Source organism: Enterobacter sp. MGH 4, from assembly GCF_000534735.1.
Taxonomy (GTDB): Bacteria; Pseudomonadota; Gammaproteobacteria; order Enterobacterales; family Enterobacteriaceae; genus Enterobacter; species Enterobacter intestinihominis.
The window spans coordinates 1,061,198-1,088,029 of record NZ_KI973289.1; the positions used below are offsets into that span (position 1 = coordinate 1,061,198).

The following is a 26,832-nucleotide window of genomic DNA, read 5'->3' on the forward strand; positions in this document are numbered from 1 at the left end:
AAACATTGCCGATTCAAAATTCAACGGTTTAGTATCATCAACCTAAACCGGTTTAGCAATTTAGCACTTTTACCGATAGTTATTAGGGATGCGACAAAATGTATAAAAAACGCAGACTTGCCGTAATGATAGGCATGCTGGCCGGCAGTACCTCTGTTTTTGCCCAGACGGATATGACACGTATCGAAGCGCGCCTGGCGGCGCTGGAGCAGCGTTTGCAGGAGGCGGAAACCCGCGCGCAGGTTGCTGAAAAGCGCGCCACGGCAGCGGAACAGAAAACACAGCAGCTGGTGGCTGCGCAGCAGGAAGCGCAGACCTCCACACAGGCGGTGGCGCAACGTACTACGGTGCTGGAAGAGAAAGCCGATCGGACAGGCGGTTTTGAATTTCACGGTTACGCCCGTTCCGGCCTGCTGATGAACGACGCGGCCTCCAGCAGCAAAAGCGGCCCTTATCTGACGCCCGCCGGGGAAACGGGCGGGGCCATTGGGCGTCTGGGGAACGAAGCGGATACCTACGTTGAGCTGAATGTTGAGCACAAACAGACGCTGGAGAATGGTGCGACGACGCGCTTTAAGGCGATGCTGGCCGACGGTCAGAAAACCTATAACGACTGGTCGGCAGACAGCAGCGACCTGAACATTCGTCAGGCCTTTGCCGAGCTGGGCAATTTGCCGGACGTTACCGGTGCGCTGAAAGGCAGCACCTTCTGGGCGGGTAAGCGTTTTGACCGCGACAACTTCGACATTCACTGGCTGGATTCCGACGTGGTATTTCTCGCCGGGACCGGCGGCGGCGTCTACGACGTGAAGTGGAACGATACGCTGCGCAGTAACTTCTCCCTTTATGGCCGTAATTTCGGCAGCGAAGAGGAGATCGACAACAACGTCCAGAACTACATCTTAAGCATGAACCACTTCGCCGGGCCGGTGCAGTTGATGGTCAGCGGCTTACGGGCAAAAGATAATGACGACCGTAAGGACAGCAACGGCGATCTGATTAAAACCGACGCGGCGAATAACGGGGTGCATGCGTTGGTGGGTCTGCATAACGAGAGCTTCTACGGCCTGCGGGAAGGTTCCGCCAAAACGGCGCTGCTTTACGGCCACGGTCTGGGGGCCGAGGTGAAAAGCATTGGTGCAGACGGCGCATTGCTGTCAGAAGCCGATACCTGGCGTTTTGCAAGTTACGGTGTCACGCCGCTGGGCGGTGGCTGGCACATTGCGCCCGCCGTACTGGCGCAAAGCAGTAAGGACCGCTACGTGAAGGGCGACAGCTACGAGTGGGTCACACTCAATACGCGTCTGATCAAAGAGGTGACCCAGAATTTCGCCCTCGCGTTCGAGGGCAGCTATCAATACATGGATTTAAACCCGGAAGGCTACAAGGATCGCAATGCGGTTAACGGTAGCTTCTACAAGCTGACCTTTGCCCCGACGTTAAAGGCGGGCAAGATTGGCGATTTCTTCAGCCGTCCGGAGCTGCGCCTGTTCGCCACCTGGATGGACTGGAGCAGCAAGCTGGATAACTACGCCAGCGATGACGCCTTTAGCAGCAGCGGCTTCAATGCGGGTGGGGAATGGAACTTTGGGGTGCAGATGGAAACCTGGTTTTAACCCTTCACGCTCCCGCATTGCGGGGGCGTTTCGAACATCATAAAAAGAGGTCAGGAAGAGGTATCTATGGATTTTAATCATATTGCGCGCGAGCTGATTCCGCTGCTCGGTGGCAAAGAGAACATTGCCAGCGCGGCACATTGCGCCACGCGCCTTCGTCTGGTGCTGGTCGATGATGCGCTTGCCGACCAGCAGGCTATCGGCAAGGTTGAAGGCGTGAAAGGCTGTTTTCGAAATGCCGGGCAGATGCAGGTGATCTTCGGCACAGGGGTGGTGAATAAGGTTTACACCGCGTTTATTCAGGCGGCAGGGATTAGCGAGTCCAGTAAATCGGAAGCGGCGGATATTGCAGCCCGCAAGCTGAACCCGTTCCAGCGCATCGCGCGTCTGCTCTCCAACATCTTCGTGCCGATTATTCCGGCGATCGTGGCCTCGGGTCTGCTGATGGGCCTGCTCGGGATGGTTAAAACCTACGGCTGGGTTAATCCGGATAACGCGCTCTATATCATGCTGGATATGTGCAGCTCGGCGGCGTTTATTATTCTGCCGATCCTGATTGGCTTCACCGGCGCGCGGGAGTTTGGCGGCAACCCGTATCTGGGCGCAACGCTCGGCGGCATCCTGACTCATCCGGCGCTGACCAACGCCTGGGGCGTAGCGTCCGGCTTCCACACCATGAACTTCTTCGGTCTTGAAATCGCCATGATTGGCTATCAGGGAACCGTCTTCCCGGTACTGCTGGCGGTGTGGTTTATGAGCATTGTGGAAAAACAGCTTCGCCGGGCGATCCCGGATGCGTTAGATCTGATCCTGACGCCGTTCCTGACCGTCATTATCTCCGGCTTTATCGCGCTGTTGATTATTGGCCCGGCGGGACGCGCGCTGGGCGACGGGATCTCCTTTATTCTTAGCACCCTGATTGCCCACGCGGGCTGGCTGGCCGGGCTGTTGTTTGGTGGGCTCTATTCGGTGATTGTCATTACCGGCATTCACCACAGCTTCCACGCTATTGAGGCCGGACTGCTGGGTAACCCGTCGATTGGCGTGAACTTCCTGCTGCCGATCTGGGCGATGGCGAACGTGGCGCAGGGCGGGGCATGTCTGGCGGTGTGGTTCAAAACCCGTGATGCCAAAATCAAAGCCATTACCTTACCGTCGGCGTTTTCCGCGATGCTGGGCATCACCGAAGCGGCAATTTTTGGCATCAACCTGCGTTTCGTGAAGCCGTTTATCGCGGCCCTGATCGGTGGCGCAGCGGGCGGTGCCTGGGTGGTGTCGGTGCATGTCTACATGACCGCCGTTGGGCTGACGGCGATTCCCGGTATGGCGATCGTTCAGGCCAGCTCGCTGCTCAACTATATTATCGGCATGGTGATTGCCTTTGGCGTGGCGTTCACCGTCTCTCTGCTGCTGAAATATAAAACGGACTCTGAATAATGACCTTACCTTCCCGCTGGCCTGCCGTGTTGCAGGCCATTATGCAAGGCCAGCCGCGTGCGCTGGCGGACAGCCACTATCCGCAGTGGCATCCCGCACCGGTGACAGGGCTGATGAACGATCCGAACGGCTTTATCTGGTTTGCCGGACGTTACCATCTGTTTTATCAGTGGAACCCGCTGGGCTGCGATCATCGCTACAAGTGCTGGGGGCACTGGAGCTCAGCAGATCTGGTGCACTGGCAGCACGAGCCAATGGCGCTGATGCCTGACGAAGAGTATGACCGCAATGGCTGTTACTCCGGCAGCGCCGTGGATAACAACGGCGTGCTGACCCTGTGCTATACCGGCAACGTTAAGTTTGACGATGGCGGCCGCACCGCCTGGCAGTGTCTGGCGGTGCAAAATGACGACGGCACGTTTGCCAAACTGGGACCGGTGTTGCCCCTGCCGGACGGGTATACCGGGCACGTCCGCGACCCGAAAGTGTGGCGCCATGACGGGCAGTGGTACATGGTGCTCGGGGCGCAGGATCAGCATAAGCGCGGCAAGGTGCTGCTGTTTACGTCAGCCGATTTGCACACCTGGGCGTCCTGCGGCGAAATCGCCGGTCACGGCGTCAATGGACTCACGGACGCGGGCTATATGTGGGAGTGCCCGGATCTGTTTGCGCTTGATGGCACACACGTCTTGATCTGCTGCCCACAGGGGCTGGCGCGCGAACCGCATCGCTATCTCAACACCTATCCGGCCGTCTGGATGAGTGGGGCATTTGATTATCAAACGCCTGCATTTGCGCACGACGAATTGCATGAGCTTGATGCCGGTTTCGAATTTTACGCGCCGCAAACCACGGTGGCAGAAGACGGCCGCCGCATCCTCATCGGCTGGATGGGCGTGCCGGACGGCGAAGAGATGCTCCAGCCTACACGGGTGCACGGCTGGATCCACCAGATGACCTGTCCGCGCGAGCTGCGCTACCGCGACGGTAAGCTCTGGCAAACGCCGGTCCGTGAGCTGGAAACGCTGCGCGAGGATGAACATCACTGGCAGGGACGCGCCAGCGATGCCCCGGTGTTGGAGGGAACGCGTCTTGAGTTCGAACTGAGCGCATCGTGCGTAAACGTGGATTTTGCCGGCGCGTTGCGGCTGATTATGGATGATGCGGGGATCCGTCTGGAACGCGCCAGCCTGGAAACCGGAGAGACGTTGACCCGCTACTGGCAGGGCACTGTTCATCATTTACGCGTGCTGTGTGACCGTTCCAGCGTCGAAATTTTCATCAATCACGGTGAAGGCGTCATGAGCAGCCGCTATTTTCCTGACCATCCGGCCCAGGTTCGCTTCGAAGGTGCGTCCGACATCACATTACGCTACTGGTCGCTGCGCAGCTGCATGATAGAATAGGGGTTTTGGCAGCCGGATCTAAGTCGTTGTGAGAAAAACAAAACGCGTCACCATTAAAGATATCGCGGAGCTGGCGGGGGTATCAAAAGCCACCGCCAGTCTGGTTCTGAACGGCCGCAGCAAAGAGCTTCGGGTGGCGGAGGAGACACGCGAGCGTGTGCTGGCGATTGCCAAAGAACATCATTATCAGCCCAGTATTCACGCCCGTTCGCTGCGGGAGAACCGCAGCCACACCATTGGTCTGGTGGTGCCGGAAATCACCAACTACGGGTTTGCCGTTTTTTCTCATGAGCTGGAGACCCTCTGCCGCGAGGCGGGTGTTCAGCTGCTGATCTCCTGTAGCGATGAAAATCCGGGCCAGGAGACGGTGGTGGTCAATAACATGGTGGCCCGCCAGGTGGACGGGCTGATTGTCGCCTCCAGCATGCTCAACGACGCGGATTATCAAAAGCTGAGCGAGCAGTTGCCCGTTGTGCTCTTTGACCGTCATATGAACGACAGTTCTCTGCCGCTGGTCCTCACCGATTCAATTACCCCGACCGCCACGCTGGTGGCCGACATTGCGCGCCAGCATCCGGATGAGTTCTACTTCCTCGGCGGCCAGCCGCGGCTTTCCCCGACGCGTGACCGTCTGGAAGGGTTTAAGCAGGGGCTGCGTGACGCTGGCGTCGAGTTACGTCCGGAGTGGATTATTCATGGTAATTACCATCCGAGCTCCGGCTACGAAATGTTTGCCGAACTTTGCGCGCGCCTGGGCCGCCCGCCAAAAGCCCTTTTTACCGCCGCCTGCGGTCTGCTGGAAGGGGTGTTGCGCTATATGGGGCAACATAATCTGCTGCAAAGCGACATGCGTCTGGCCAGCTTTGACGATCACTATCTCTATGATTCTCTGACCATTCCTGTCGATACCGTTCGTCAGGATAACCGTCAGCTCGCCTGGCACTGCTTTGATCTGATTGGCAAACTGATTGAAGGGGAAACGCCGGAGCCGATCCAGCGTAAACTGGATGCCACACTGCAACGGCGGTACAAGGCCGTGGAGTGACAGGGTAAAGTCTGACGGATATATCAATAACTTTAATTAATTAAAGATCGGATTCAGCCGATAACCAAAGGGAAATTAAATCCCTGAGGTGTGTTATGTCGTTGAAAAAATCATCCCTGATTATCCTGTTTTCTCTGCTTTTCTTCTTTGTGGCCAGCACCATCACCAGCGTTGGGCTCATCATTAAAAGTAATACTTCGCTGGATAATGTGAACAAAGAAATTCAGGTGGTCCTGTCCATTATTGATCCCATTAACCATAGCCGAACCCTGCGCGTCAGGGTTATGGAGTATGTAAAAATGGTGGAAGCGGGGGACGCCACCGACTCGTCTGCGAAACTGGCCTCGGTTAAAGAGGCGCTGACCAAAGCCGATAGTGCATTTTCGGCGTTTATGGCCTCGCCGCGTTTGCAGGACGAAGCCCCGCTGGTCACTGCCTACCAGCAAGCGTGGCAAAACTACCGTAACCAGGGACTGGCACCACTGATTGCCGCTGCCGCCGCTCACGATGTGTCGCGGTTCAACGCTCTTATTCCCGTGGTGTCTCAACTCGATCGCCAATATGAAATTGTGCTCGATCAGGTTCTCTCCGTTCACCAGAAGTACGCCAAAACGCTGAACGAGGATGCGAGCCATAATTTTGTGTCGGGTCTGATTATTATCGCCTGCATTGCGGTGCTGTTCGTGGTGGTGATCTTCGTCGTCAGCCTGCTGATGAAACGCGTGGTCTTTGCGCCAGTGAACCTGGCGCGCGAGCACTGTCGACAGATTGCGGCCGGGAAGCTGGACGTACCGGTACCGATCAAGCGTGATTCCGGGAATGAAATCGATCACCTGATGTCCTCGATGGAGCAGATGCGCCAGGCGCTGCTCTCCACCATTTCTCAGGTGCGCGATGCCAGCCACACCGTAACGCATGCGGCGCAGGAAATTGCCTCCGGCAATATCGACCTGGCCTCCCGTACCGAGCAACAGGCTTCTGCCCTGACCCAGACGGCCGCCAGCATGGAAGAGCTGAGCGCGACGGTGGCGAATAACACCGATAACGTGTTCCAGGCCGGTAAGCTGGTGCAGGATGCCGTGAAAAATGCCCATACCGGTGAAGCGGTAACCCGTGAAGTCATCGAAACGATGAATACTATCGCGTCCAACTCGAAGCGTATTGAGGACATCACCAGTGTCATCAACAGTATTGCTTTCCAGACTAATATTCTGGCGCTGAACGCGGCCGTTGAAGCGGCGCGTGCCGGTACACAGGGGCGAGGATTTGCCGTGGTGGCAAGTGAAGTGCGCACCCTGGCCCAGAAAAGCGCGGTGGCGGCGAAGGATATCGAAAGCCTTATCGCCCAGTCTGTTTCCAGCGTGAAAAACGGTGCGGAACTGGTGAATCGTTCGGGAGAGGTGATTGATTCTATTATCAGCTCTGTGAATAAAGTGCATACGCTGATGGAACAGATTTCGGTTGCCTCAGAAGAGCAGAGCCGTGGAATTGGTCAGGTTGGGCAGGCCGTAACGGAGATGGACGGTGTGACCCAGCAGAACGCGGCGCTGGTGCAGCAATCCGCCGCAGCCGCGGCCTCGCTGGAGGAGCAGGCGCAGCAGCTGTCGCAGAGTATTTCGAGTTTTCGTCTGCCGGCAATTGCGTGATTAAATGAGGAAGGCTCCTGTTGGAGCCTTTTTAATGTCTGCATTCAGCCGCTGCACAATCTCCTTCAGCCATTACTGTTATCCGTACAAAGCCGCTATCACATAAATTTTATCTTTCCCCGGCAATATTTCTGTTCCTCATCCGTCTACCTCATCAGAGACCATAATCATTCAACATAAACGAGGTACACATGAGAAATTTTGATATGCACGGAAAAGGTCACGGACGTGGTTTGGGCCGCCATCGTATGTACAAGGGCATCGTGATAGGCGCAGTCCTGTTCGTGGTGCTTGGCCTGCTGGTCATGTCCCTCTGGAACGCGTTGCTCCCTGCCATCCTGGGGGTTAAAGCCATTGGCTTCTGGCAGGCGCTGGGGATACTGCTGCTGAGCCGCATTCTTTTCGGTGGGCTGGGTTTTCGTCCAGGCAGGTTCGGTGCACACCGTCGTATGCACGCACAATGGATGAATATGACCCCCGAACAACGGGAGGCCTTCATTCAGCAGCGTCGGGCAGGATTTGGTCGTCACGGTCATTGCCGGTGGCACGATGGCCGGGATGAGAAGCGAGATGATAACGCTGCGAAAGCGCCGGAAGCCGAGTGAGCGATATGAAAGCCGGTGAGGCGGGGGAATCATTACTGATCTCGGCACTCAATGCCTGCCGCGCACGGCTAAAAGCCTTCATTCGCGGACGGACTGCGGTTCGTGATGATGTCGATGATATTCTTCAGGAAGTGACCTGGCAGTTGATGAAAGTGGAACAACCGGTCGAGAACGTAGCCGCCTGGCTGTTTCGCGCCGCGCGAAATGAGATGATCGACCGGGCGCGAAAAAAGCATGAGGTTTCACTGCCGGGGTACCTGACGGCAGATGACGAGGACTTTCCGGAGCAGGAGATTGCAGAAACGTTATTCGGCGTACCGCAAACGCCGGAGGAGGAGTATCTCAACATGCTGCTGTGGGAAGAGTTGGGGCAAGCCCTGTCGGAACTGCCGCCACCACAGCGCGAGGTGTTTGAAAAAACGGAATTTGAGGGATACACCATGAAGGCGCTGGCAGAGGAAACGGGCGACAGCGTGCAGGCGTTATTATCCCGCAAACACAAAGCCGTGCGATTTTTGCGTAGTCGCCTCAAGGATATTTATGAAGCGTTGACAGGGCAATAAAGTTCGACCACTCTGAAAAACAATATCTTAGAGGGGTCGTTATGCTTCAACTGTTAGCAAAGAAAAAGATGCTGTTACTCTCTGCTCTGCTGTTTTCAGGGCTGGTCAGGGCAGAGGAGTCGCTTCCGGATGTGGTAAAGCACTTCAGTGAGCAGCAGGATATCAAAATCATTAAGAAAATTGATGCCCCCGGCGGCGCGCCAGCGTGGCTGGGGCAGTATCAGGACATGGGCGTGACGCTCTTTCTGACCCCTGACGGAAAGCACGTGGTGTCTGGCTATCTGTATGATGAGAAGGGAACCAACCTCAGCGAGGCCTTTTTCCAGAAAGAGATCTACGCCCCGATGGGCCGCGAGATGTGGAAAAAGCTCAATGCGGCGCATCCGCTGAAAGAGGGCGCGGAGAGCGCCCCGCGCAAAGTCTTTGTTTTTGCCGACCCGTTCTGCCCGTACTGCAAGCAGTTCTGGGCTGAAGCGCAGCCGTGGGTGAAGGCCGGCAAGGTCCAGCTCAACACGCTGCTGGTTGCGTTTCTTAACCCGAACAGCGGGCGTAACGCCTCCGCGATCCTGAATGCCAAAGATCCGGTGTCGGCCTGGAAAGAGTACGAGCTGTCCGGCGGTAAAAAGCTGCCTAAACCTGAAGGGGCGGCTTCACGGGAAACCGTTGAGATCCTGCAAAATCACCAGACGCTTATGGACAGTCTCGGCGCAAATGCCACACCGGCTATTTATTACCTGAATGAGCAAAACGAACTGCAGCAGGTCGTGGGCATGCCAGACGCAAAACAGCTTGAGGCGATGTTCGGGCCGAAGCCGTAAAAAAAAGGCAGAAACAGGACGTTTCTGCCTTTTGTCAGTCAACTACCCCAGCGCCCCCGGAGGTAATTTACGGCTTCCTGCGTCTGCGGCTGGTTAAGATAGTCTTCACGGAACAGGATGGTGCCTTTTACGTCTGGCAGTGAATCGTTGAGGTCGAGCTGTTTTTTCAGCTCCGGTACGCCGCCGTTCACCGTCCAGTCCGGTTCGTTTCTGGAAGGCGCGCCCACTTTGTAGAACGCGATCCCGATATACAGGCGGGTATGGGTCGGTTTCACCACGTCAGCCCACCATTTTGTCAGCACATCGTATCGTGCCGCGTCGCGGGCGAAGGGCCAGTAGATCTGCGGCGCAATGTAATCCAGTAAACCCTGCTGTACCCATTTTCGCGTGTCAGCGTAGGATTCATCGTAGGCTGCGGCACCGCGCGTGTCCGATCCTGCCGGGTCGAAGGAGCGGTTGCGCCATACACCCGCCGGGCTGACGCCAAATTCAACCTCAGGCTTTGCCTGCTTGATCGCCCTTGATACCTGCACAATCAGCTGCTGCGTATTGTGCCGACGCCAGTCAGCTTTCGACGCAAATCCCTCGCCGTAGCGCCTGAAGGTCCAGGCATCGTTCAGGGTTGAGCCCGGCGTCTCGGTGTAAAAATAGTCATCGAACTGAACGCCGTCGACAGGGTAGCGATTCACCACTTCCATCACCACCTGGGTTATCCAGTCCCGCACCTCGGGAATGCCCGGGTCGAGAACAAAACGATCCCCCGAGGTGCGGATCCACTCCGGATGCTGGACGTAGACGCTGGAGGGATGAAGCGACGAGGTACGGTTAAGCGCCGCGATGGTCGACGGCTTCGTGTTGGTGGAGACGCGGTAAGGGTTGAACCAGGCGTGAACCTTCATCCCGCGCTTGTGCGCTTCATCCAGCATAAACTGGAGCGGATCGTAACCGGGGTCTTCCCCGATAGTCCCGGTCAGGGTATCTGACCACGGCAGTATTTCAGAGGCCCACAGCGCCGTACTGTCCGGTTTTACCTGAAAGAAGACGGTGTTGATCCCAAGCTTTTTCAGCTTATCGAGCTTGTCCGTCAGCGCCTTCTGTTGCTGGGCGATACGCTGGTCCGCGCTGCGGCCATTCACTGATGACACGGGGGGCCAGTCAAGACGGGAGACGGTCGCCAGCCAGATCCCGCGCATGGGTTCGTTAGTCTGCTGTACAGGTTTCGCCTGCGGCAGCGGGGTAACGAGTGATTTGGGTGGTTTGGAAGTGCAACTTACCAGTAAAAGCGCGCAGCCAAGCAGCGCGCCAGTCCGTTTTACGTGTCGCATCATTTGCGTGTTAGCTCCTGGGTGTCCGGCCATCCGTCCAGGGATTAAACGCCGGTTCGTCCTGTTCCTCGTTACCGTCATCGTGAAGGGAGTCGAGGTAGAGGGCTTCAACTTCCGCCCGCGCCCATGGGGTCCGGCGCAGGAACTTCAGACTCGATTTAACACTCGGGTCCTTGCGAAAACAGTTGATTTTGATTCGGTTGCCCAGTTCATTCCAGCCATATCGCGCAACCAGCGCGTTAACCTGCATTTCAAGCGTTACGCCATGCAAAGGATCGTTGGAAATAGGTGCTGTCATAGGCGTCCGGTAGTCTCATTTTTTATGGGGATGTGATAAACGCTCAAAGGTTACAAGAAAGCAGGGGACGCGGCAATTTCAGCGTGAGGTTCTTCACCCGTAAAGGGTGAAGAGGATTGCCGGTTAATACTATTTTTTAAACAATTCAGGTGCCCACGGCGTCGGGTCTACCTCCATAAAGGGTGCACGCTCAAAGCGGGACTTCAGCGCCCAGGGCACCGTACAGTCGAAAATCGTTTTGCAGGTGATCCCGTTGCCACGAATGGAGGGACTGTAGTCCGGCGCCTGAGACGGATCGAGCTGGTGACCGCGGATCCCCGGCAGATGGGTGATACTGACATCGCCCTGCATACGGGTCGTCATCGCCCACAAAATGTCGTCGCTGTCGAAAATATCCACGTCTTCGTCGACGAGAATAATATTTTTAAGCTCGGAATAGGTGGCTAACGCGATGAGGGCCGCCTGACCCTGACGCCCTTCGTCAGAGGGCTGGCGTTTTTTAACCTGCAATACCCCAAGGAATTTGCCCCCGCCAGCGGTATGCGCATAGACGTTTTGCAGGAAACCGGGGATGGCTTCTTCCACCGCATTCCGGATGCTGGCCTCCGTTGGCAAACCGGCCAGCGTGGTGTGCTCTTCGCCCGGTCCTACCAGGGTTTGCAGGATCGCCTGATGACGCATCGTGACGGCCTTCACTTTGATTACCGGCAAGGAGGGGTTAGCCTCCCCGCAGTAGCCGGGAAATTCCGGCATCGCGTGCCCGGTGTGGGTATGCTGATCTTCTTCTACGCGCACGCCCGGCAGCAGTTCGCCTTCGATAATAATTTCCGCACGCGCAATCGCTTTTTCATTTACGGCCACACCCTGCACCAGCTCGACGGGAGCCTGACGTAATGCACCGGCGACACCCAGCTCGTTGTAACCGAAGGGCGTGGTAGGGGCTTCGAAACAGGCGCCAATATAGATAGCGGGATCGAGACCCATATTGATCGTGACCGGCAAGGGTTTGCCCGCCTCTTCGGCTTTCTTACGGAACACTTCAATATGGCGGCCCGCGGCAAGGAACATGGAGAGCTCATCGCGCTCCTGAACGCAAAGACGGTGAATAGTGACATCGGTCAGCGAGGCGTCTTCCGGATCGCTTGCCAGCACCAGCCCCAGACAGAAGAACGGACCGGCATCTATCGGCGTGTTGGTCGGTGCCGGAAGCAATTTACGCAGATCGAAGTCCGGATCGTCGGCATAAAACACCTGCTCCTGACACGGCGCCTGGGCCGCCGGGACGACAACGGGAGCAATCGGGTTTTTCACCGCCTGGCCGACATGTTTTGCCAGTTCAGAGGGCTCGCAGCCCAACAGGAGCGCCGCCCGCTCACGGCTGGCGTGCATACCGACCAGAATACGGGAGTCGGGATACCCCTTAATAGCGTTAAACATCATGGCCGGGCCGATGCGCGTCGGACGTTTTACCGTGCCGCCAGCACCAATATGCCGGTACACACCCGCCAGCTCCGCGTCAGGATCGACCGGATGGCTGGTTTCAAGGTATTGACCTTCATGGCGTTTGAGCAGTTCGATAGCACTTCTGAGATCGTTGATGTGGTTTTCCATATTTTCCCCCTCGGATGATTGCATCCATTCTTAACCGGACGAAGAAGGCTATCAATTGCATCATTCATGCTATTTTAATATGAATTTTATTATCAATAATGAAGGCACAGTATGCAGTTTCGACTGATGCGCAATTTTATCGTGGTGGCGGAAGAGCTTCACATGCATCGTGCGGCGGAGCGCCTTAACATGGCGCAACCGGCACTAAGCCAGCAAATCAAAACGCTTGAAGATCGTCTGGGGGTAGTGCTCTTTAGCCGGGCGAATCGTCGCCTGACGCTGACGCCAGCCGGTGAGGCGTTTCTCAGTAAAGCCAGAGTGGCGATTTTTATGACCGATCAGGCCATTCTGGATGCCAGACAGACGGCCAGAGGGGAACAGGGCGTGCTGAATCTCGGATGCGTTTCAAGCGCGATATTCGACAGTAAGCTGCCCGACGCGCTGCGGCTTTTACATGAGAAATGGCCAGCCATCAGCCTTTCCATGATGACGGGAAACGTGCAAACCCTTTATACCGGCGTGCAAAGCAACCAGCTGGATGTGGCCATTACTCGTGCCCCGTTACCGCTGCTGCCTGACGATCTTCAAAGTCGTCCTTTTACAACGGAAAAAGCCGTGCTGGCCTTACCTCGTCAACACAGTCTGGCGGGCTCCGCCGCGCTGACGCTTGCGTCGGTGAAAGAGGAGAAGTGGATCGCCCTGCGCGACCCGGAGGGGATGGGGCTGGAGCAATATTTCTATGATGCCTGCCACAGCGCGGGCGTACAGCCTGACGTTGTGCAAAATGCCACCGATGTCCCCACGGTGATAAGCCTTGTCTCGGCAGGGTTTGGCATCGCCATGCTGCCAGCTTCAGCGAAGGCGATATGCGTACAAAACGTCGTCTTTGTGGATATTCTTGACCGACTCCGGGAGAGCGAGCTGACGCTGGTTTGCCACCGGATTATTCGCTCTGAGGTCCTGAAAAAATTGCTGAGTATCCTCGATCATACCTGACGTCCGGCGGCCTGAAGAAGCTGTTCACGTAGCCAGCGATTAGCCGGATCCTGACTGTTTTTCGGGTGCCAGTACATACCGATGACGATCGGCGGGAGATCCAGCGGCGGCGGAAAAATATCAAGCGTTTGCGTAAAGCGTAGCAACATGCGTCTGGGTAGGGTGCAGAGTAAATCGGTACCGGCAACAATCGCAGGCGCCATCGCATAGCTTTGCGTCGACATCACCACGTTACGCTGGTGGCCAAGCCCCGCCAGATGCTGATCGACAAAGCCCGCGAACGGGTCGCCCTCGGATGAAACCACCAGGTGTGAAAGACTACAATAGCTTTCCAGATGCACCGGCCCCGTACCGCGCGGATGGCCTTTCCGCTGGGCTGTGGCATATTCATCGTCAAACAGTTTGCGTCTGACCCATGCATCGTGCGCCCCCGCATTAACGCCGATATAAATATCCACATCGCCATTTTCCATCTGCGCTGACAGCAGCTGGGTTTCCGGGAGCGCAAAACGCAGGCGGATACCTGGCGCCGCACTGCTAATCTGATTCTGCAACTCAGCCCCCAGCATTAGCGCCGGGTTTTCGTGCAGGGCAATAACAAAGGTGCGGTTGCTGTTCTGCGCGTTGAACGTGGTGGGTTCAAGCATCGCCGCTATGCCCTGCAAAACCGTCGCGACCTGCGGCCTTAACGCTTCGGCGCGCGGCGTCGGTAACACCCCACGTCCGTGTGGGGAAGGGACAAACAGCGGCTCACCAAACAACACGCGCAGGCGTGCCAGGCGGGCAGACATTGCTGGCTGGCTGATGCCCAGCCGCGCGGCCGCATGGGTGATATTCTGGTACCTGAGTAACGCATCCAGCGTCAGGATCAGGTCCATATCCATATCGGAGGGGGACATCTTATTTTGCGTCACGGTTGGTATAGGTCACCGGGACCCACGCGTAGCCTTCCCGCTCACCTTTCGTCACATAGCCGATCCCGGGGAAAGGCAGATGTGGCGCCACAATCAGATCTTTGTTTTTCACAAACTCAGCGAAAGCTGCGTTGCGCACCCGGGCGGCGCCGTCCTGATCCTCATCGTAAGCAATCGTCACGTTGGGCTGCGGGAACTGAACTGCGGCGACGTGGATGATGTCGCCGACAAAGGTAATTTTTTCACCTTTGCTCTCCAGCGTGTAAAACGCGGAACCTGGGGTGTGGCCCGGGTGAACCGTACCGCTGATGCCCGGCAGAAGCTGTTCGGTGCCTGAGAAAGTCTTCACTTTTCCGGCATCCAGATAAGGCTTTAATGTCTTGTGCGCGACATCGAAGTAGTTCTGGTCATAGCCCGATTTTTTCTGGTTCTCGTCGTTAAAGAAGAAATCGATATCCGGTTTGCCGACATAGACCTGCGCGTGGGTAAACACGCGCTGACCGTCTTTGACCAGACCACCGGCGTGATCGGAGTGCGCATGGGTGATTAGAACATCGGTAATATCTTCGGGTTTGATGCCCTGGGTCGCCAGGCTTTCAATCAGCCGCCCGCCTTTGCCGGGGCCAAAGAGCTGACCGGAACCGGTATCCACCAGGATTTTGTGACCGGGCAAGGCGATATAAAACGCGTTAATCGATGCTTCCACCGGATTGGCCTGGAAGTTTTTGGCCAGTAACGCATCGGTATTTTCCGCCGTCGTCCGGCGCAGTAAGGCATGCAGATCCTGCGGCACGCTGCCGTCCGTAAAGGCGGTGATAATCGTGTCGCCAACCTGAACGCTGTAGCCGCCAGCCTGCTGTTTCACCACATGCTGCGGAACGCTGGCCACCGCGTGGATCGCTGGAAAGAATAAAACTGAACCGGTCAACAGGGTTGATATCGCAAGTTTTTTCACAGTAAACATGATGGGCTCCTTAATAGTAAGTTCATCATAGTTCAACTGCGATTTTTGAGAACAGCAGGGGAGTGAATGTGACCTATCCATGAAATGGATAGGTCTGAGAGGATGCTTTACAGCACGCCGGTACCGCCGTCAGAACACCACACTTGCCCGGAAGCGTATGAGCAGGAATCGGAGGCAAACAGCACGTACAGCGGTGCGATTTCAACCGGCTGACCCGGTCTCCCCAGGGGCGTATCTTCCCCGAACTTCTGAACTTTAGACTGCGGCTGACCGCCGCTGGACTGAAGAGGCGTCCAGTATGGACCTGGCGCGACGGCATTTACCCGAATACCACGCGGCCCAAGCTGCTGGGCCAGAGACTTGGTAAAGGCCACGTTACAGGCTTTGGTCTGCGCATAGTCCACCAGGATCGCGCTCGGTTTAAACGCCTGAACGGAAGTGGTGTTGATGATCACGGCACCTTCCTGCAAATGGCGCAGCGCAGCTTTGGTGATCCAGAAGGGGGCATAGACGTTGGTCTTAAACGTCGCGTCAAAATCTGCCGTGGTGAGATCGTCGATAGATTCACAGTACTGCTGGCGTCCGGCGTTATTCACCAGGATATCCAGGCCGCCCAGTTCGGCAACGGCTTTTTCCACCAGCGTGTCGCAGAAGGACTCCACGCGAATGTCGCCGGGAATGGCGACCGCTTTACGGCCTTCGGCCTGAATCAGCGCAATGACCGATGCCGCATCGGACTCCTCTTCCGGCAGATAGCCAATAGCGACATCTGCACCTTCACGGGCATAGGCGATGGCTACCGCGCGACCAATGCCGGAATCACCGCCGGTAATCAGCGCTTTTTTTCCTGCCAGTTTTCCTGACCCGATATAACTTGTTTCACCATGATCCGGTATTGGCTTCATTTCCGATGCCAGCCCGGGAGCCCTTTGCGGTTGTTCTGCAAACGGTGGACGAGGGTAATGCAGCGTGTGATTATTTCCTGTAGACATACCGGCCTCCTTAATAGTGAATTCCAAGATTAGTCGTTAATTAAACGTAAGCGGGCAAAATTGACAAATTCAGACAAATCTATATTCCAGTGGCGGATATAAAATATTTTCTCAAGCCAGCATGTAATACCAGAAAAGGGCGACCTCATCTTTTTCCGGCAGGGCGTTGTAAAGGTAACGATCGTAACCGCCCAGAATAAACCCATAGTGACGATAGAAAAGGCAGGCAGAAACATTAACGTTCTGCGTCTCCAGCCGTAAACCGGGCGCATTGAGGCTTCGCGCCCAGACGTGGGTGGCAGACATCAGCTTGTGCGCCGCGCCCGTTCGGCGTTTTGAACGCTCCACGGCAATGTAATCCACCGAAATAAATTTATTCCAGTTGCAGGACGCGGTTATAAAACCGGCGATTTCACCGTCATCCGTTTCGGCGATAAGAAATATTGAATCGGGATTAACGCAATGATTTTCCAGCGTCTGGAGATCCAGTTCATAGGTTTTATGATAAGGATCGGTTAGCGCCTCGATATGCAAATCACCATTGAGAAAAGGTTCTCTGGCAATCTCATCGACCGTAAAAGAAAAATCACAACATTCAAGACGGGCGAGGTCGGTGCTTAATCCTTTTCGAATATGCATAGTATTCCTTAAGTGGGAGTTATAAATAGATAATAGACGAAGCGGCATACCCTGCTGGCATAACACTCTGTTCATCCTGGTCTAAGCTTGTATTTCGTTCCGCGTAAAATGTGGTCATTCGAGGACAATGAATGGAATTCAGAACATGTCGCAGGCACTGGGGTGCTGAGTTTATTTCCGATGACGTTGTACGTTTTCGCGTCTGGGCAGAAGGGCAGAAAGATCTCACGTTGCGTTTAACCGACACCGACATTCCGATGGCGGCGGTGGGCGACGGCTGGTTTCAGGTTGACGTGCCCGGCGTCAGACACGGTACGCCGTATCAGTTTGTTTTACAGGATGGAATGGCGGTGCCGGATCCGGCCTCGCGCGCGCAACAGGCTGACGTCAACGGCCCGTCGGTGGTAATCGACCCGCGTCACAACCTGCCCGCACAGCGGGAATGGCAAGGGCGGCCATGGGAAGAGACGGTGATCTACGAGATGCATGTCGGCACCTTCACCGGGGAAGGAACCTTCAGGGCGGCCATCGATAAATTGCCTTATCTGGCCGAACTGGGTATTACGCAACTGGAAGTGATGCCCGTGTCCCAGTTCGGGGGCGCGCGCGGATGGGGGTATGATGGCGTACTGCTGTATGCCCCGCACTCAGCTTATGGCACACCGGATGATTTTCATGCCTTCATCGATGCCGCCCACGCGCTCGGGCTTTCCGTGGTGCTGGATATTGTACTCAACCACTTTGGCCCGGAAGGGAACTACCTGCCGTTGCTCTCGCCGGCGTTTTTCCATCAGGATCGTATGACCCCGTGGGGCAACGGTATAGCCTATGAGGTTGAAGCCGTCCGGCAATACATCGCTGAGGCGCCGTTATTCTGGCTCTCGGAGTATCATCTTGACGGTCTGCGCTTCGACGCCATCGACCAGATCCATGACAACGCTGAGACCCATATTCTTCCCGAGATAGCGCAACGGATCCGCGACGCCTTTCCGGATCGGCATATCCATCTGACCACCGAAGACAGTCGCAACGTGATTTTCCTGCATCCGCGCGATGAGCATGGTCAGACGCCGCTTTTCACCGCCGAATGGAATGATGATTTTCACAACGCCGCGCATGTCTTCGCGACCGGGGAATCACACGCCTATTATCAGGATTTTGCCTTTGAGCCGGAGAAAAAGCTGGCGCGGGCGCTGGCAGAGGGCTTTGTCTACCAGGGGGAAATCTCGCTTCTGACCGGGAAATCGCGCGGGGTAGAGTGTCGCGAGCAACCACCGCAGTTTTTTGTCGATTTTATTCAGAATCACGACCAGGTCGGTAACCGTGCCCAGGGGGAGAGGCTTATCTCTCTGGCTGGGGCGGAGAAAACGCGCGTGCTGTTCGCGGCGCTGCTCCTGTCGCCACATATCCCGCTGCTGTTTATGGGTGAGGAGTATGGCGAAACGCATCCGTTCCTCTTTTTCACCGACTTCCACGGCGACCTGGCGAAAGCCGTGCGGGAGGGGCGCGCGAAAGAGTTTACCGGCCATGCCGGGCACGATGAAACCGTACCGGATCCCAATGACGTAAATACCTTTATGAGGTCGAAGCTTGACTGGAACAAGGCAGACACGGAGGAAGGTAGGGCGTGGCTGCACGGTACGCGCGAACTGATTGCGCTGCGTCAACGCTTTATCGTCCCGTTACTGAAACAGCGAGGCGCCGTGGAGGGTAACGTCCTGCAAACGGCGCTCGGCATGGTTGCCGTGAGCTGGCGTTTTCCGTCCGGTACGCTGTCGCTGGCGCTGAATATCGGCAAAAAGCCCCTCGCCTTAGCGGACCTGCCCGGAAAAACGATCTTTAGCTGGCCGGAGGCAGTCGAAAACCTGCCGCCGAACAGTATTGTTGTTCGCTTTGCTGATGGAGAAGCAGCGCTATGATCCCTTCCTCTACTTACCGAATTCAGTTTCGCAACGGCATGACCTTCGATCGCGTGGTGGACCTGATTCCGTATATGAAAGACCTCGGAATTAGCCATCTTTACGCGTCACCTGTTTTCACCGCAACCACGGATTCCACCCACGGCTATGACGTGACCGACCCCAACGAAATCGACCCGGCGATTGGCGGGCGGGAAGGGTTTGACCGCATGGCGGCAGCGCTGAAACAGGCGGGAATGGGGCTGATTCTGGATATCGTTCCTAACCATATGTCGACCTCGCTGGAAAACCGCTGGTGGCGCGATGTTATCGAGCATGGTCGGCAGAGCCGCTATGCGGCATATTTTGATATCGACTGGTCCCGACCGCTGACGTTGCCGTTTCTTGGCGACACCTTTGAAGCCGAGCTGGAGCGGGGGGCTATCACCCTGAAACGTGACAGTGTCACTGACAGCGCGGCGTTGGTTTACTATGATACCGCCTATCCGCTTAATCCCGGCACGTATGCCGAAGGCAAGAGCATCGCTGAGATCCACGAGGCGCAAAGCTGGCGGCTGATGTCCTGGCGGGAAGCGCCGAAACAGCTTTCATGGCGGCGCTTTTTTGAAATCACCGGGCTGGTCGGCGTGCGGGTAGAGGATGAGGCGGTATTCGCAGACACGCACCGCCTCATCCTTGAGCTTGTCCACGCCGGGGTTGTCGACGGCCTGCGCATTGACCATGTGGACGGGCTTGCCGATCCGCTGGGCTATTTGCAGCGACTACGTGCGGCGACCGGACCGGATTGCTACATCACGGTAGAGAAGATCCTCGCCAAAGGGGAACAGCTTCCTCCGGAGTGGCCCATCTCAGGTACTACGGGCTATGAGTTTATCGCCTCCCTGGCGGAAGTGCTGGTGGATGATACCAACCTCTCGCGGCTGGAGACGCTCTACGACGAGACGCTGGGTACGACCGTTGACAGGCAGGCGGAACTTCGCAACGCCAAAGGCCTGATGACCGATCGTAATTTTGAAGGTGAATTTACCACGCTGCTCAAAATAGCCAGCGAGCTGGCCGGGCATAACGGTGCCGAAGTGGAGCATGAGGATATCCGCCATGCCCTGCGCGAGTTGCTTATCGCGTTTCCGGTGTATCGCACCTACGGCACCGCACAGGGGCTGACGCCACCGGATGTGGCGCTGCTCAGTCGCGTGGTCGCCAGCGTCAACACCTCTGAACCCGCTCTGAGTCTGATTGTGCGTATTCTTTCCGGCGATCTGCCGGAGCATGACCACGCGCTGGCCTCGCTTTTCCGCACCCGTTTTCAGCAGCTGACCGGGCCGCTGATGGCGAAATCGGTAGAGGATACGCTGTTCTTCCGCCATAACCTGGAGCTGGCCCTGAACGAAGTCGGCGCCGACCCGACGCCGCGCGCGTTTTCACTTTCCCGTTTTCATCAGGAGATGCGCATTCGACTTGCCCGCCAGCCCGATGCGCTGCTGGGAACTTCCACCCACGACACCAAACGCGGCGAGGATGCACGAGCTCGTCTGTATACGCTGACGGAAGCGCCAGATCTGTGGGGAGAAAATCTGGCGCGCTGGCGGCAGATGAACCAGACGCAGGTCCGATTCCTCAACGATGGCACCGCGCCGAACGCCGCCGACACCTGGATGATCTTCCAGGCGCTGGCGGGCGTCTGGCCAGCAACCCTGTCGCCTGAGGATCGTGATGGCCTTAAGTCACTGGAAGAGCGTTTCCTCGGCTTTATCGAGAAAGCCCTGCGCGAGGCCAAGCAGCGTACCGACTGGATCGACAGCAACGAAGGTTACGAGAGCGTGGTCCTGGACTACGTGCGCCATCTGCTTTCCCCGGATAACACCCTGTTCCTGCGTGATTTCAGTGCCGCACTCCAGCCGTTTATTCGGGCTGGGTTAATGAACAGCCTGAGCCAGACGGTGATCAAACTGACTGCGCCTGGCGTACCGGACATCTACCAGGGCAGCGAGGGGCTTAACTTCAGCCTCGTCGACCCGGATAACCGCCGCGAACCGGATTTCGCCGCACTGTCGGAAAACCTCAGCGTAGCGGATGGCACCGTTTTTAACGATGCGCAACGCTGGCGAGACGGCAGCGTGAAGCAGTACGTCACCGCCACGCTGTTACGGCTTCGGCCACATTACCCCGCGCTTTTCCGCTACGGCGACTGGCTGCCGCTGAAGGTAACCGGCGAGCGGGAGGAGAATCTGATCGTTTATGCCCGCATCAAAGATGACGAGGCGCTGATCGTCGCCGTGCCGCGCCTGGTGTTTGACGTCACCGATAATGCGATGCTGTGGGCCAATACTACCGTGGCCATACCCCAGGCGCTGGCCGGGAAGCACTACCGGGATCTGTTTACCGGTGAGCGTCGCCTTCTGCCAGAGACGCTGGATTTAACGTCTGAAAAGGGATGTTTGTTGGTTCTGCTTACCTGCGAATAATTGAGGAGAACAAAAATGCCAAAGGATACAACGTTTGAAATTCGGGCCGGTCATGGCCAACAGTTGGGCGCAAATTATGACGGAAAAGGGGTGAACTTCGCCCTGTTTTCCGCCCACGCGGAGCGGGTGGAGCTGTGTCTGTTTGATCCTTCGGGAAAAACAGAAATCGCCCGTCTGGAACTGCCGGAATATACCCATGAGGTCTGGCACGGCTATGTGCCGGACCTGAAACCGGGTGCGCTGTATGGCTACCGTGTATACGGCCCCTACGATCCGGAGAACGGTCACCGCTTCAACCCCAATAAGCTGCTTATTGACCCCTATGCCCGTGAACTGGTAGGTGAAATTGAGTGGAACGATGCCCACTTCGGCTATGAGCTGGGACACGACGAGCTGGATCTCAGTTTTGACACGCGAGACAGCGCGCCGTTTACGCCCAAATGTAAGGTCATCGACCCCAATGCCGTTGACTGGCAGGACTCACGCCGGCCCGATATCCCGTGGCCGCATACCGTGGTCTATGAAAGCCACGTAAAAGGCTTTACCCAGCTTAACCCGGCTATTCCGCCTGAACTGCGCGGTACGTTTGAGGGGATGGGGCATAAAGCCTCGGTGGAGTACATCAAAAGCCTCGGCATTACCTCGGTCGAGCTGCTACCGGTTCACTGGTTCCCTGACGATCAGCACCTGCTCGATCGCGGCCTGAAAAACTTCTGGGGCTATAACTCGCTCGGTTTCTTTGCGCCAGCGTCCCGCTATTACGGCCCGGCGGGGATCCAGGGTTTCCGCGACATGGTGCGTGCTTATCATGACGCGGGCATCGAGGTGATCCTCGACGTGGTCTATAACCACACGGCGGAGGGCAACGAGCTGGGACCAACCCTGTCGTTTAAGGGGATTGATAACTTCTGCTATTACCGCACCATGCCGGATCAGCACCGGTATTACATCAACGACACCGGCACCGGGAACACCGTTAACACCTCGCACCCGCGCGTGTTGCAGATGGTCATGGACTCCCTGCGTTACTGGGCGGAATCGATGAAGATTGACGGTTTCCGCTTTGACCTCGGAACCATTCTCGGACGCGAGCCGGAGGGATTTGACCCGCGCGGCGGCTTCTTTGATGCCGTGACCCAGGATCCGGTGCTGTCGAAGCTGAAGCTTATCGGTGAACCGTGGGATATCGGCCCAGGGGGATATCAGGTGGGGGGCTTCCCGCCAGGCTGGGGCGAGTGGAACGACAAATACCGCGACACGGTACGTGAATACTGGAAGGGAGATAACGTTTCTAACGATTTTGCCGCCCGTCTGTTAGGGTCCGGTGATTTGTACGATCTGCGCGGACGTCGTCCGTGGGCCAGCGTCAATTTTATCACCGCGCATGACGGCTTTACGCTGAACGACCTGGTATCCTACAACGAGAAGCATAACGCCGATAACGGGGAAGATAATAACGACGGACATAACGATAACCGGTCGTATAACTACGGTGAAGAAGGGCCGACGGAGAATCCGGATATTATCGCCACCCGCGAGCGGCAAAAGCGCAACTTCCTCACCACGCTCTTCTTCTCCCACGGCACGCCGATGCTGCTGGCAGGTGATGAGTTTGGCCGGACGCAAAAGGGCAATAATAACGGCTATTGCCAGGACAGCGAGATCTCCTGGATAAACTGGGAAGGACTCTCTGAAAACGACGAGAAGCTGCGCGACTTTACCCGTCGGTTGATTGCTCTGCGCGCTGAGCAGCCGCTGCTGCGCCGTGAAAACTGGCGCGACGGGCTTGAGATCCGCTGGTTTAACGCCGGTGGCGGACCGCAGCAGTCTGAGCAGTGGGACGAGGGTTCCACCCTTGGTCTTGCCATCAGCCGTCCGGATCTTGAGCAGGAAGAGGGCATCTGGCACGACGTGCTGATGCTGTTTAACCCGTTTGAAGGCACGGTGCCATTCCAGATCCCGCAGTTTGGCGAAGGGGGCTGGGTGCTGGAGCTTTCGACGGCGGATGATGCCCCCACAGGGGAAATCATCACGGAATCCGTCGATTATGAACTGGCCGGGCGGAGCATAACGCTTTTCCGCCGTCCTTAAAGCGAGGCCGCCGCGCGTGCGGCGGTATCATACAGGGAGGAGATCGCGCGGAGTAACTGCGCGGTCTCACCAATCGACGCGCCCGGAATGCCGCTTTCCGCATGAATGTTGATCAGGCAGGCTTCCCGTACCTCCCGGTACTTCATGCACAGCGCTTTGCCTTCCTCCGTCGTCGAGAAAAAGAGCTCTTTCCCCGCTTTTTCACTGGTGACGTAACCCGCCTTTACCAGCTTTTTCAGCGCATACGTCACCACGTGGGTATCTTCCACGTTCAGCACAAAGCAGATGTCGGCCAGCTTTTTCTTGCGGTTGCGGTGGTTTACGTGGTGAAGAAGCGAGACGTCGAAAGCACCCATATCCGGTTCCCCTGCTGCGGTCATGCAGCGTACCATCCATTTGTTAAACGCATTGCTGGTCATGATCAGCGCATATTCCAGCTCTGATAATTCAGCACACCGCTCTGAGACGAGATGGCGGGAGGAGACGATACGCCCGTCCGCAATATCGTCGTGGTTTAACGCTGTTTTCGTTTTCTTTGTCGTCATACCGATCCTTTCTCCAGAATGTAAACCCGTCGATAAAATAAGAACATTTTATTGATAAATTGTTTACATGTTTTTGACGTTCAGATATAGCTTTTTAGTGCAGGTTCTGTGGAGCCTCACGCAACACACAACATCGCGCGCCGTAATGCACCGGCTTCGCTCTGCTGCGAAGTATAAAAAATAGCCGTCGGCGCGCAACGCTCACTTTGGATAGGGTAACGTTTATGGACAGTTCTACACTGTTGCCACTTATCGGGATTCCGGTGGTGGTTATTGGTTTTGCACTGCGTTTCAACCCGCTGCTGGTTGTCGTGGTGGCGGGGCTGGCAACGGGCCTGCTGGTTGGCATGGATTTCGGTATGCTGCTGGAAACCTTTGGCGAAAAGTTCGTGAATAGCCGATCGCTCGCCACTTTCATTCTGATCCTGCCGGTGATTGGCCTGCTGGAGTATTACGGGCTGAAAGAGCGCGCCCAGGCCTGGGTCGCGAAGATCGCCAGCGCCACCTCGGCGCGTATCCTGATGCTCTACTTTGTTGCCCGCGAAGGGACGGCTGCGCTGGGCCTGATGTCGCTTGGCGGCCACGCACAAACGGTGCGTCCTCTGCTGGCGCCGATGGCCGAAGGGGCGGCCCTGAATGAATACGGCGAACTGCCGCAGACTATCCGCGACAAAATCAAAGCCCATGCCGCCGCGTGTGACAATATCGCGGTTTTCTTTGGGGAAGATATCTTTATCGCCTTTGGCGCGGTACTGCTGATTGATGCGTTTCTGAAAGAGAACGGGATCGAGGGGATCGAACCGCTGCATATCGGCCTGTGGGCCATTCCGACCGCTATTGCGGCACTGGTCATCCATATGACGCGTCTGCTGCGCCTCGACGCCAGCATTCGTCGCGACGTGATGGCCTGGAGAGCAGAGCAGGGTACGCAGGAGATCGCACCATGATGACCTTTATCACCATTAACCGCGTGTACTACCTGATCGGCTTTGTCGTGATGCTGCTGGTTGTGATGACCCTTCGCGATCGCGCTAACCCGAAACGCTATACCACCGCGCTGTTCTGGTTTCTGTTTGGCGGGATCTTCCTGTTTGGCGATCTGATGGTGCAGGAGCTGGGTAAGTCGCTGGCGTATCGCATTATTGGCGGCGCCGTTATCGTGATTGCGCTACTGGCCGGTTTCGGGCTGGTCGGGAAGGGGCATTATAAAATGTCCACCGAGGAGGAGCGGGTTGCCTCGTCGAACCGGCTGAAAAACTGGCTATTCTTGCCCGCGCTGATGATCCCGGTGGTGACGGTCATCGGGACGCTGTTTCTGAAAGGCGTGTCGATTGGCGGTGTCTATCTGCTCGACCAGAAGCAGCTTACGCTGGCGGCGCTGTGCGTGGCCTGTGTGGCGGCTATCCTCACCGGCTGGTGGCTGACAAAAGGTACGCCGCTGCATGCGGTTCGTCAGTCGCGTCGGCTGGTCGATACCATTGGTTGGGCGGTGATCCTGCCGCAGATGCTCGCGATGCTCGGCGGGGTGTTTGTGGTGGCGAATACCGGCGAATCGGTACAAAAGGTGGTCAGCCTGTTTGTGAACCCGGACAGCCGCTTCATGCTAGTGGTCATTTATTGCGTGGGGATGGCGCTGTTTACCATGATTATGGGCAACGCCTTCGCTGCCTTCCCGGTGTTAAGCGCCGGTATCGCTCTGCCATTCCTGATTAACGTCCATCACGGTAACCCGGCACCATTGCTGGCTATCGGCATGTACGCAGGCTATTGCGGCACGCTGATGACCCCGATGGCCGCCAACTTCAACATCGTGCCCGCCGCGCTGCTGGAGCTAAAAGACAAATATCAGGTTATCAAGATCCAGATCCCGACCGCGTTAACCTTGCTGGTGGTGAACGTGTTCTTAATGTATTTCCTCGTGTTTCGCTAAGGAGCTGCAATGGAATTAACGCAACATCAGGCTGACGCCTTCGCCAGAATGCCGTTGACCTATTTACGTCAGGAATATCCGAACCACATTATGCATCTGCTCAACGATGACGGCGACGTTCTGCCGCCTCGCGAGCTGCACCCGATCTTTTACGGCTGTTTTGACTGGCACTCTGCGGTGCACGGCTACTGGCTGCTGCTGCGCTGCCTGCGTCTCTGGCCCGAACTGCCGTGTCGGGAAGAGATCATCATTCTCTTCGAAGAACACCTGACCGACGAGAAGGTGGCGAAGGAGCTGGCCTATTTTACCGCGCCGTTCCGCGCGTCGTTTGAGCGACCTTATGGCTACGGCTGGCTGCTGGCGCTGGCCCAGGAGCTGAAACAATCGTCACTGCCGCAGGCGGAGCGCTGGTACCAGACGCTGCAACCGTTAACGCGGGATATTCGCCAGCGGCTGGTGGATTACCTCAGCAAGCTTACCTATCCGATCCGCGTCGGGACGCACTACAACACGGCGTTTGCACTCGCGCTGGGGCTGGATTATGCCCGGGCGGTGAACGATGACACGCTTGAGCGCGCCATCCTGGACGCGGCAACGCGGTTTTACCTCGCGGACACGCATTATCCTGCGCATTATGAGCCGGGTGGCGACGAGTATATCTCCGGAGCGCTGACCGAGGCCCTGCTGATGAGTAAGGTGGTGGAGGATTTCCCGGCCTGGTTCGATGCGTTTCTGCCTGAAGTGGGCGCCATTTCTGCGCTCATGAACCCGGCTGAGGTGAGCGATCGCACCGACCCGAAAATCGCGCATCTGGACGGTCTCAACCTCAGCCGTGCCTGGTGTACGAAGCACATTGCCCGCGCCCTACCGGAAAATCATCACGCCCGGAAGCCATTACGCGATGCCGTTGCGCGCCATCTCTCGGCGAGCGTGGAACATGTTGTCGGCAGTCACTACAGCGGCGGGCACTGGCTGGCGAGTTTTGCGCTGCTGGCACTGGAGTAGCG

The 26,832-nt window shown here is 56.7% G+C and carries 23 protein-coding genes; 15 read left to right on the forward strand and 8 right to left on the reverse strand.

The genetic code is table 11. The features are described from left to right. Positions 1–98 precede the first annotated feature (98 nt). The 8 genes from L350_RS17370 to dsbG all read left to right on the forward strand — a co-directional run bounded on the left by L350_RS17370 (position 99) and on the right by dsbG (position 9,136). Entirely contained in the window at positions 99–1,616 is a 1,518-nt protein-coding gene (locus L350_RS17370; protein ID WP_032624221.1) for a carbohydrate porin, read from the forward strand. 66 nt (positions 1,617–1,682) lie between these two features. Further along, positions 1,683–3,053 (forward strand): sucrose-specific PTS transporter subunit IIBC, encoded by a 1,371-nt coding sequence (locus L350_RS17365; protein WP_032624222.1) that lies wholly within the window; start codon positions 1,683–1,685, stop codon positions 3,051–3,053. Continuing rightward, positions 3,053–4,459, forward strand: coding sequence for a sucrose-6-phosphate hydrolase (locus L350_RS17360; RefSeq protein ID WP_032624223.1), 1,407 nt, complete (start codon positions 3,053–3,055; stop codon positions 4,457–4,459). Before L350_RS17365 ends, L350_RS17360 begins: the two co-directional genes overlap by 1 nt. Before the next feature lie 28 nt (positions 4,460–4,487). Continuing rightward, entirely contained in the window at positions 4,488–5,504 is a 1,017-nt protein-coding gene (locus tag L350_RS17355) for a LacI family DNA-binding transcriptional regulator (protein WP_032624224.1), read from the forward strand. 95 nt (positions 5,505–5,599) lie between these two features. Then, positions 5,600–7,150 (forward strand): methyl-accepting chemotaxis protein, encoded by a 1,551-nt coding sequence (locus L350_RS17350; RefSeq protein WP_032624226.1) that lies wholly within the window; start codon positions 5,600–5,602, stop codon positions 7,148–7,150. A 191-nt stretch (positions 7,151–7,341) separates the two neighbouring features. Continuing rightward, positions 7,342–7,755, forward strand: a complete 414-nt coding sequence (locus L350_RS17345; RefSeq protein ID WP_032624227.1) for a hypothetical protein — start codon at positions 7,342–7,344, stop codon at positions 7,753–7,755. 5 nt (positions 7,756–7,760) lie between these two features. Next, on the forward strand, positions 7,761–8,318 hold the full coding sequence (locus L350_RS17340) for an RNA polymerase sigma factor (protein WP_022648170.1): 558 nt from the start codon (positions 7,761–7,763) through the stop codon (positions 8,316–8,318). 41 nt (positions 8,319–8,359) lie between these two features. Beyond that, on the forward strand, positions 8,360–9,136 hold the full coding sequence (dsbG, locus tag L350_RS17335) for a thiol:disulfide interchange protein DsbG (RefSeq protein WP_022648169.1): 777 nt from the start codon (positions 8,360–8,362) through the stop codon (positions 9,134–9,136). 38 nt (positions 9,137–9,174) lie between these two features. Here the strand turns inward: dsbG and L350_RS17330 are convergent, their stop codons facing one another. From L350_RS17330 to L350_RS17320, 3 genes are all read right to left on the reverse strand, one after another. Continuing rightward, the gene (locus tag L350_RS17330; protein WP_022648168.1) at positions 9,175–10,464 is read right to left on the reverse strand and encodes a glycoside hydrolase family 10-like protein; all 1,290 of its coding nucleotides are present in this window, start codon (positions 10,462–10,464) and stop codon (positions 9,175–9,177) included. 7 nt (positions 10,465–10,471) lie between these two features. Next, the gene (locus L350_RS17325) at positions 10,472–10,759 is read right to left on the reverse strand and encodes a VF530 family protein (protein WP_022648167.1); all 288 of its coding nucleotides are present in this window, start codon (positions 10,757–10,759) and stop codon (positions 10,472–10,474) included. Between the two features lie 129 nt (positions 10,760–10,888). Further along, the gene (locus tag L350_RS17320; protein ID WP_023300147.1) at positions 10,889–12,370 is read right to left on the reverse strand and encodes a UbiD family decarboxylase; all 1,482 of its coding nucleotides are present in this window, start codon (positions 12,368–12,370) and stop codon (positions 10,889–10,891) included. A 111-nt stretch (positions 12,371–12,481) separates the two neighbouring features. On the opposite strand from L350_RS17320, the gene L350_RS17315 reads away from it, so the two are divergent. Continuing rightward, on the forward strand, positions 12,482–13,366 hold the full coding sequence (locus L350_RS17315) for a LysR substrate-binding domain-containing protein (protein WP_032624228.1): 885 nt from the start codon (positions 12,482–12,484) through the stop codon (positions 13,364–13,366). Here the strand turns inward: L350_RS17315 and L350_RS17310 are convergent. From L350_RS17310 to L350_RS17295, 4 genes are all read right to left on the reverse strand, one after another. Continuing rightward, positions 13,357–14,265 (reverse strand): LysR family transcriptional regulator, encoded by a 909-nt coding sequence (locus L350_RS17310; protein ID WP_032624229.1) that lies wholly within the window; start codon positions 14,263–14,265, stop codon positions 13,357–13,359. The two genes, L350_RS17315 and L350_RS17310, sit on opposite strands and share 10 nt — an antisense overlap. A 1-nt stretch (position 14,266) precedes the next feature. Beyond that, entirely contained in the window at positions 14,267–15,244 is a 978-nt protein-coding gene (locus tag L350_RS17305; RefSeq protein ID WP_032624230.1) for an MBL fold metallo-hydrolase, read from the reverse strand. A 107-nt stretch (positions 15,245–15,351) separates the two neighbouring features. Further along, positions 15,352–16,236, reverse strand: coding sequence for an SDR family oxidoreductase (locus tag L350_RS17300; protein ID WP_022648162.1), 885 nt, complete (start codon positions 16,234–16,236; stop codon positions 15,352–15,354). A gap of 111 nt (positions 16,237–16,347) precedes the next feature. Continuing rightward, on the reverse strand, positions 16,348–16,875 hold the full coding sequence (locus L350_RS17295) for a GNAT family N-acetyltransferase (protein ID WP_022648161.1): 528 nt from the start codon (positions 16,873–16,875) through the stop codon (positions 16,348–16,350). A gap of 131 nt (positions 16,876–17,006) precedes the next feature. On the opposite strand from L350_RS17295, the gene treZ reads away from it, so the two are divergent. The 3 genes from treZ to glgX are packed head-to-tail and all read left to right on the forward strand — an operon-like array spanning position 17,007 to position 23,350. After that, complete coding sequence (gene treZ / locus L350_RS17290; protein ID WP_032624231.1) at positions 17,007–18,794, forward strand: malto-oligosyltrehalose trehalohydrolase; 1,788 nt, start codon at positions 17,007–17,009, stop codon at positions 18,792–18,794. Beyond that, positions 18,791–21,259 carry a malto-oligosyltrehalose synthase gene (treY, locus tag L350_RS17285; protein WP_032624232.1) on the forward strand — a complete coding sequence of 823 codons (2,469 nt, stop codon included), beginning with the start codon at positions 18,791–18,793 and terminating at the stop codon, positions 21,257–21,259. Before treZ ends, treY begins: the two co-directional genes overlap by 4 nt. Before the next feature lie 15 nt (positions 21,260–21,274). Continuing rightward, positions 21,275–23,350, forward strand: a complete 2,076-nt coding sequence (glgX, locus tag L350_RS17280; protein WP_032624233.1) for a glycogen debranching protein GlgX — start codon at positions 21,275–21,277, stop codon at positions 23,348–23,350. Here the strand turns inward: glgX and L350_RS17275 are convergent. Then, on the reverse strand, positions 23,347–23,895 hold the full coding sequence (locus L350_RS17275) for a winged helix DNA-binding protein (protein WP_022648157.1): 549 nt from the start codon (positions 23,893–23,895) through the stop codon (positions 23,347–23,349). The genes glgX and L350_RS17275 overlap by 4 nt on opposite strands. Positions 23,896–24,119: 224 nt before the next feature. On the opposite strand from L350_RS17275, the gene L350_RS17270 reads away from it, so the two are divergent. Genes L350_RS17270 through L350_RS17260 form a run of 3 tightly spaced genes read left to right on the forward strand, consistent with a single transcriptional unit; the run spans position 24,120 to position 26,830 of the window. Beyond that, entirely contained in the window at positions 24,120–24,842 is a 723-nt protein-coding gene (locus tag L350_RS17270; protein ID WP_023306222.1) for a DUF969 domain-containing protein, read from the forward strand. After that, a complete protein-coding gene (locus tag L350_RS17265; protein ID WP_032624234.1) occupies positions 24,839–25,825 on the forward strand; it encodes a DUF979 domain-containing protein in 987 nt (328 codons plus the stop codon). Before L350_RS17270 ends, L350_RS17265 begins: the two co-directional genes overlap by 4 nt. 9 nt (positions 25,826–25,834) lie before the next feature. Continuing rightward, the gene (locus L350_RS17260; RefSeq protein WP_032624235.1) at positions 25,835–26,830 is read left to right on the forward strand and encodes a DUF2891 domain-containing protein; all 996 of its coding nucleotides are present in this window, start codon (positions 25,835–25,837) and stop codon (positions 26,828–26,830) included. The last annotated feature ends 2 nt before the right edge of the window (positions 26,831–26,832 follow it).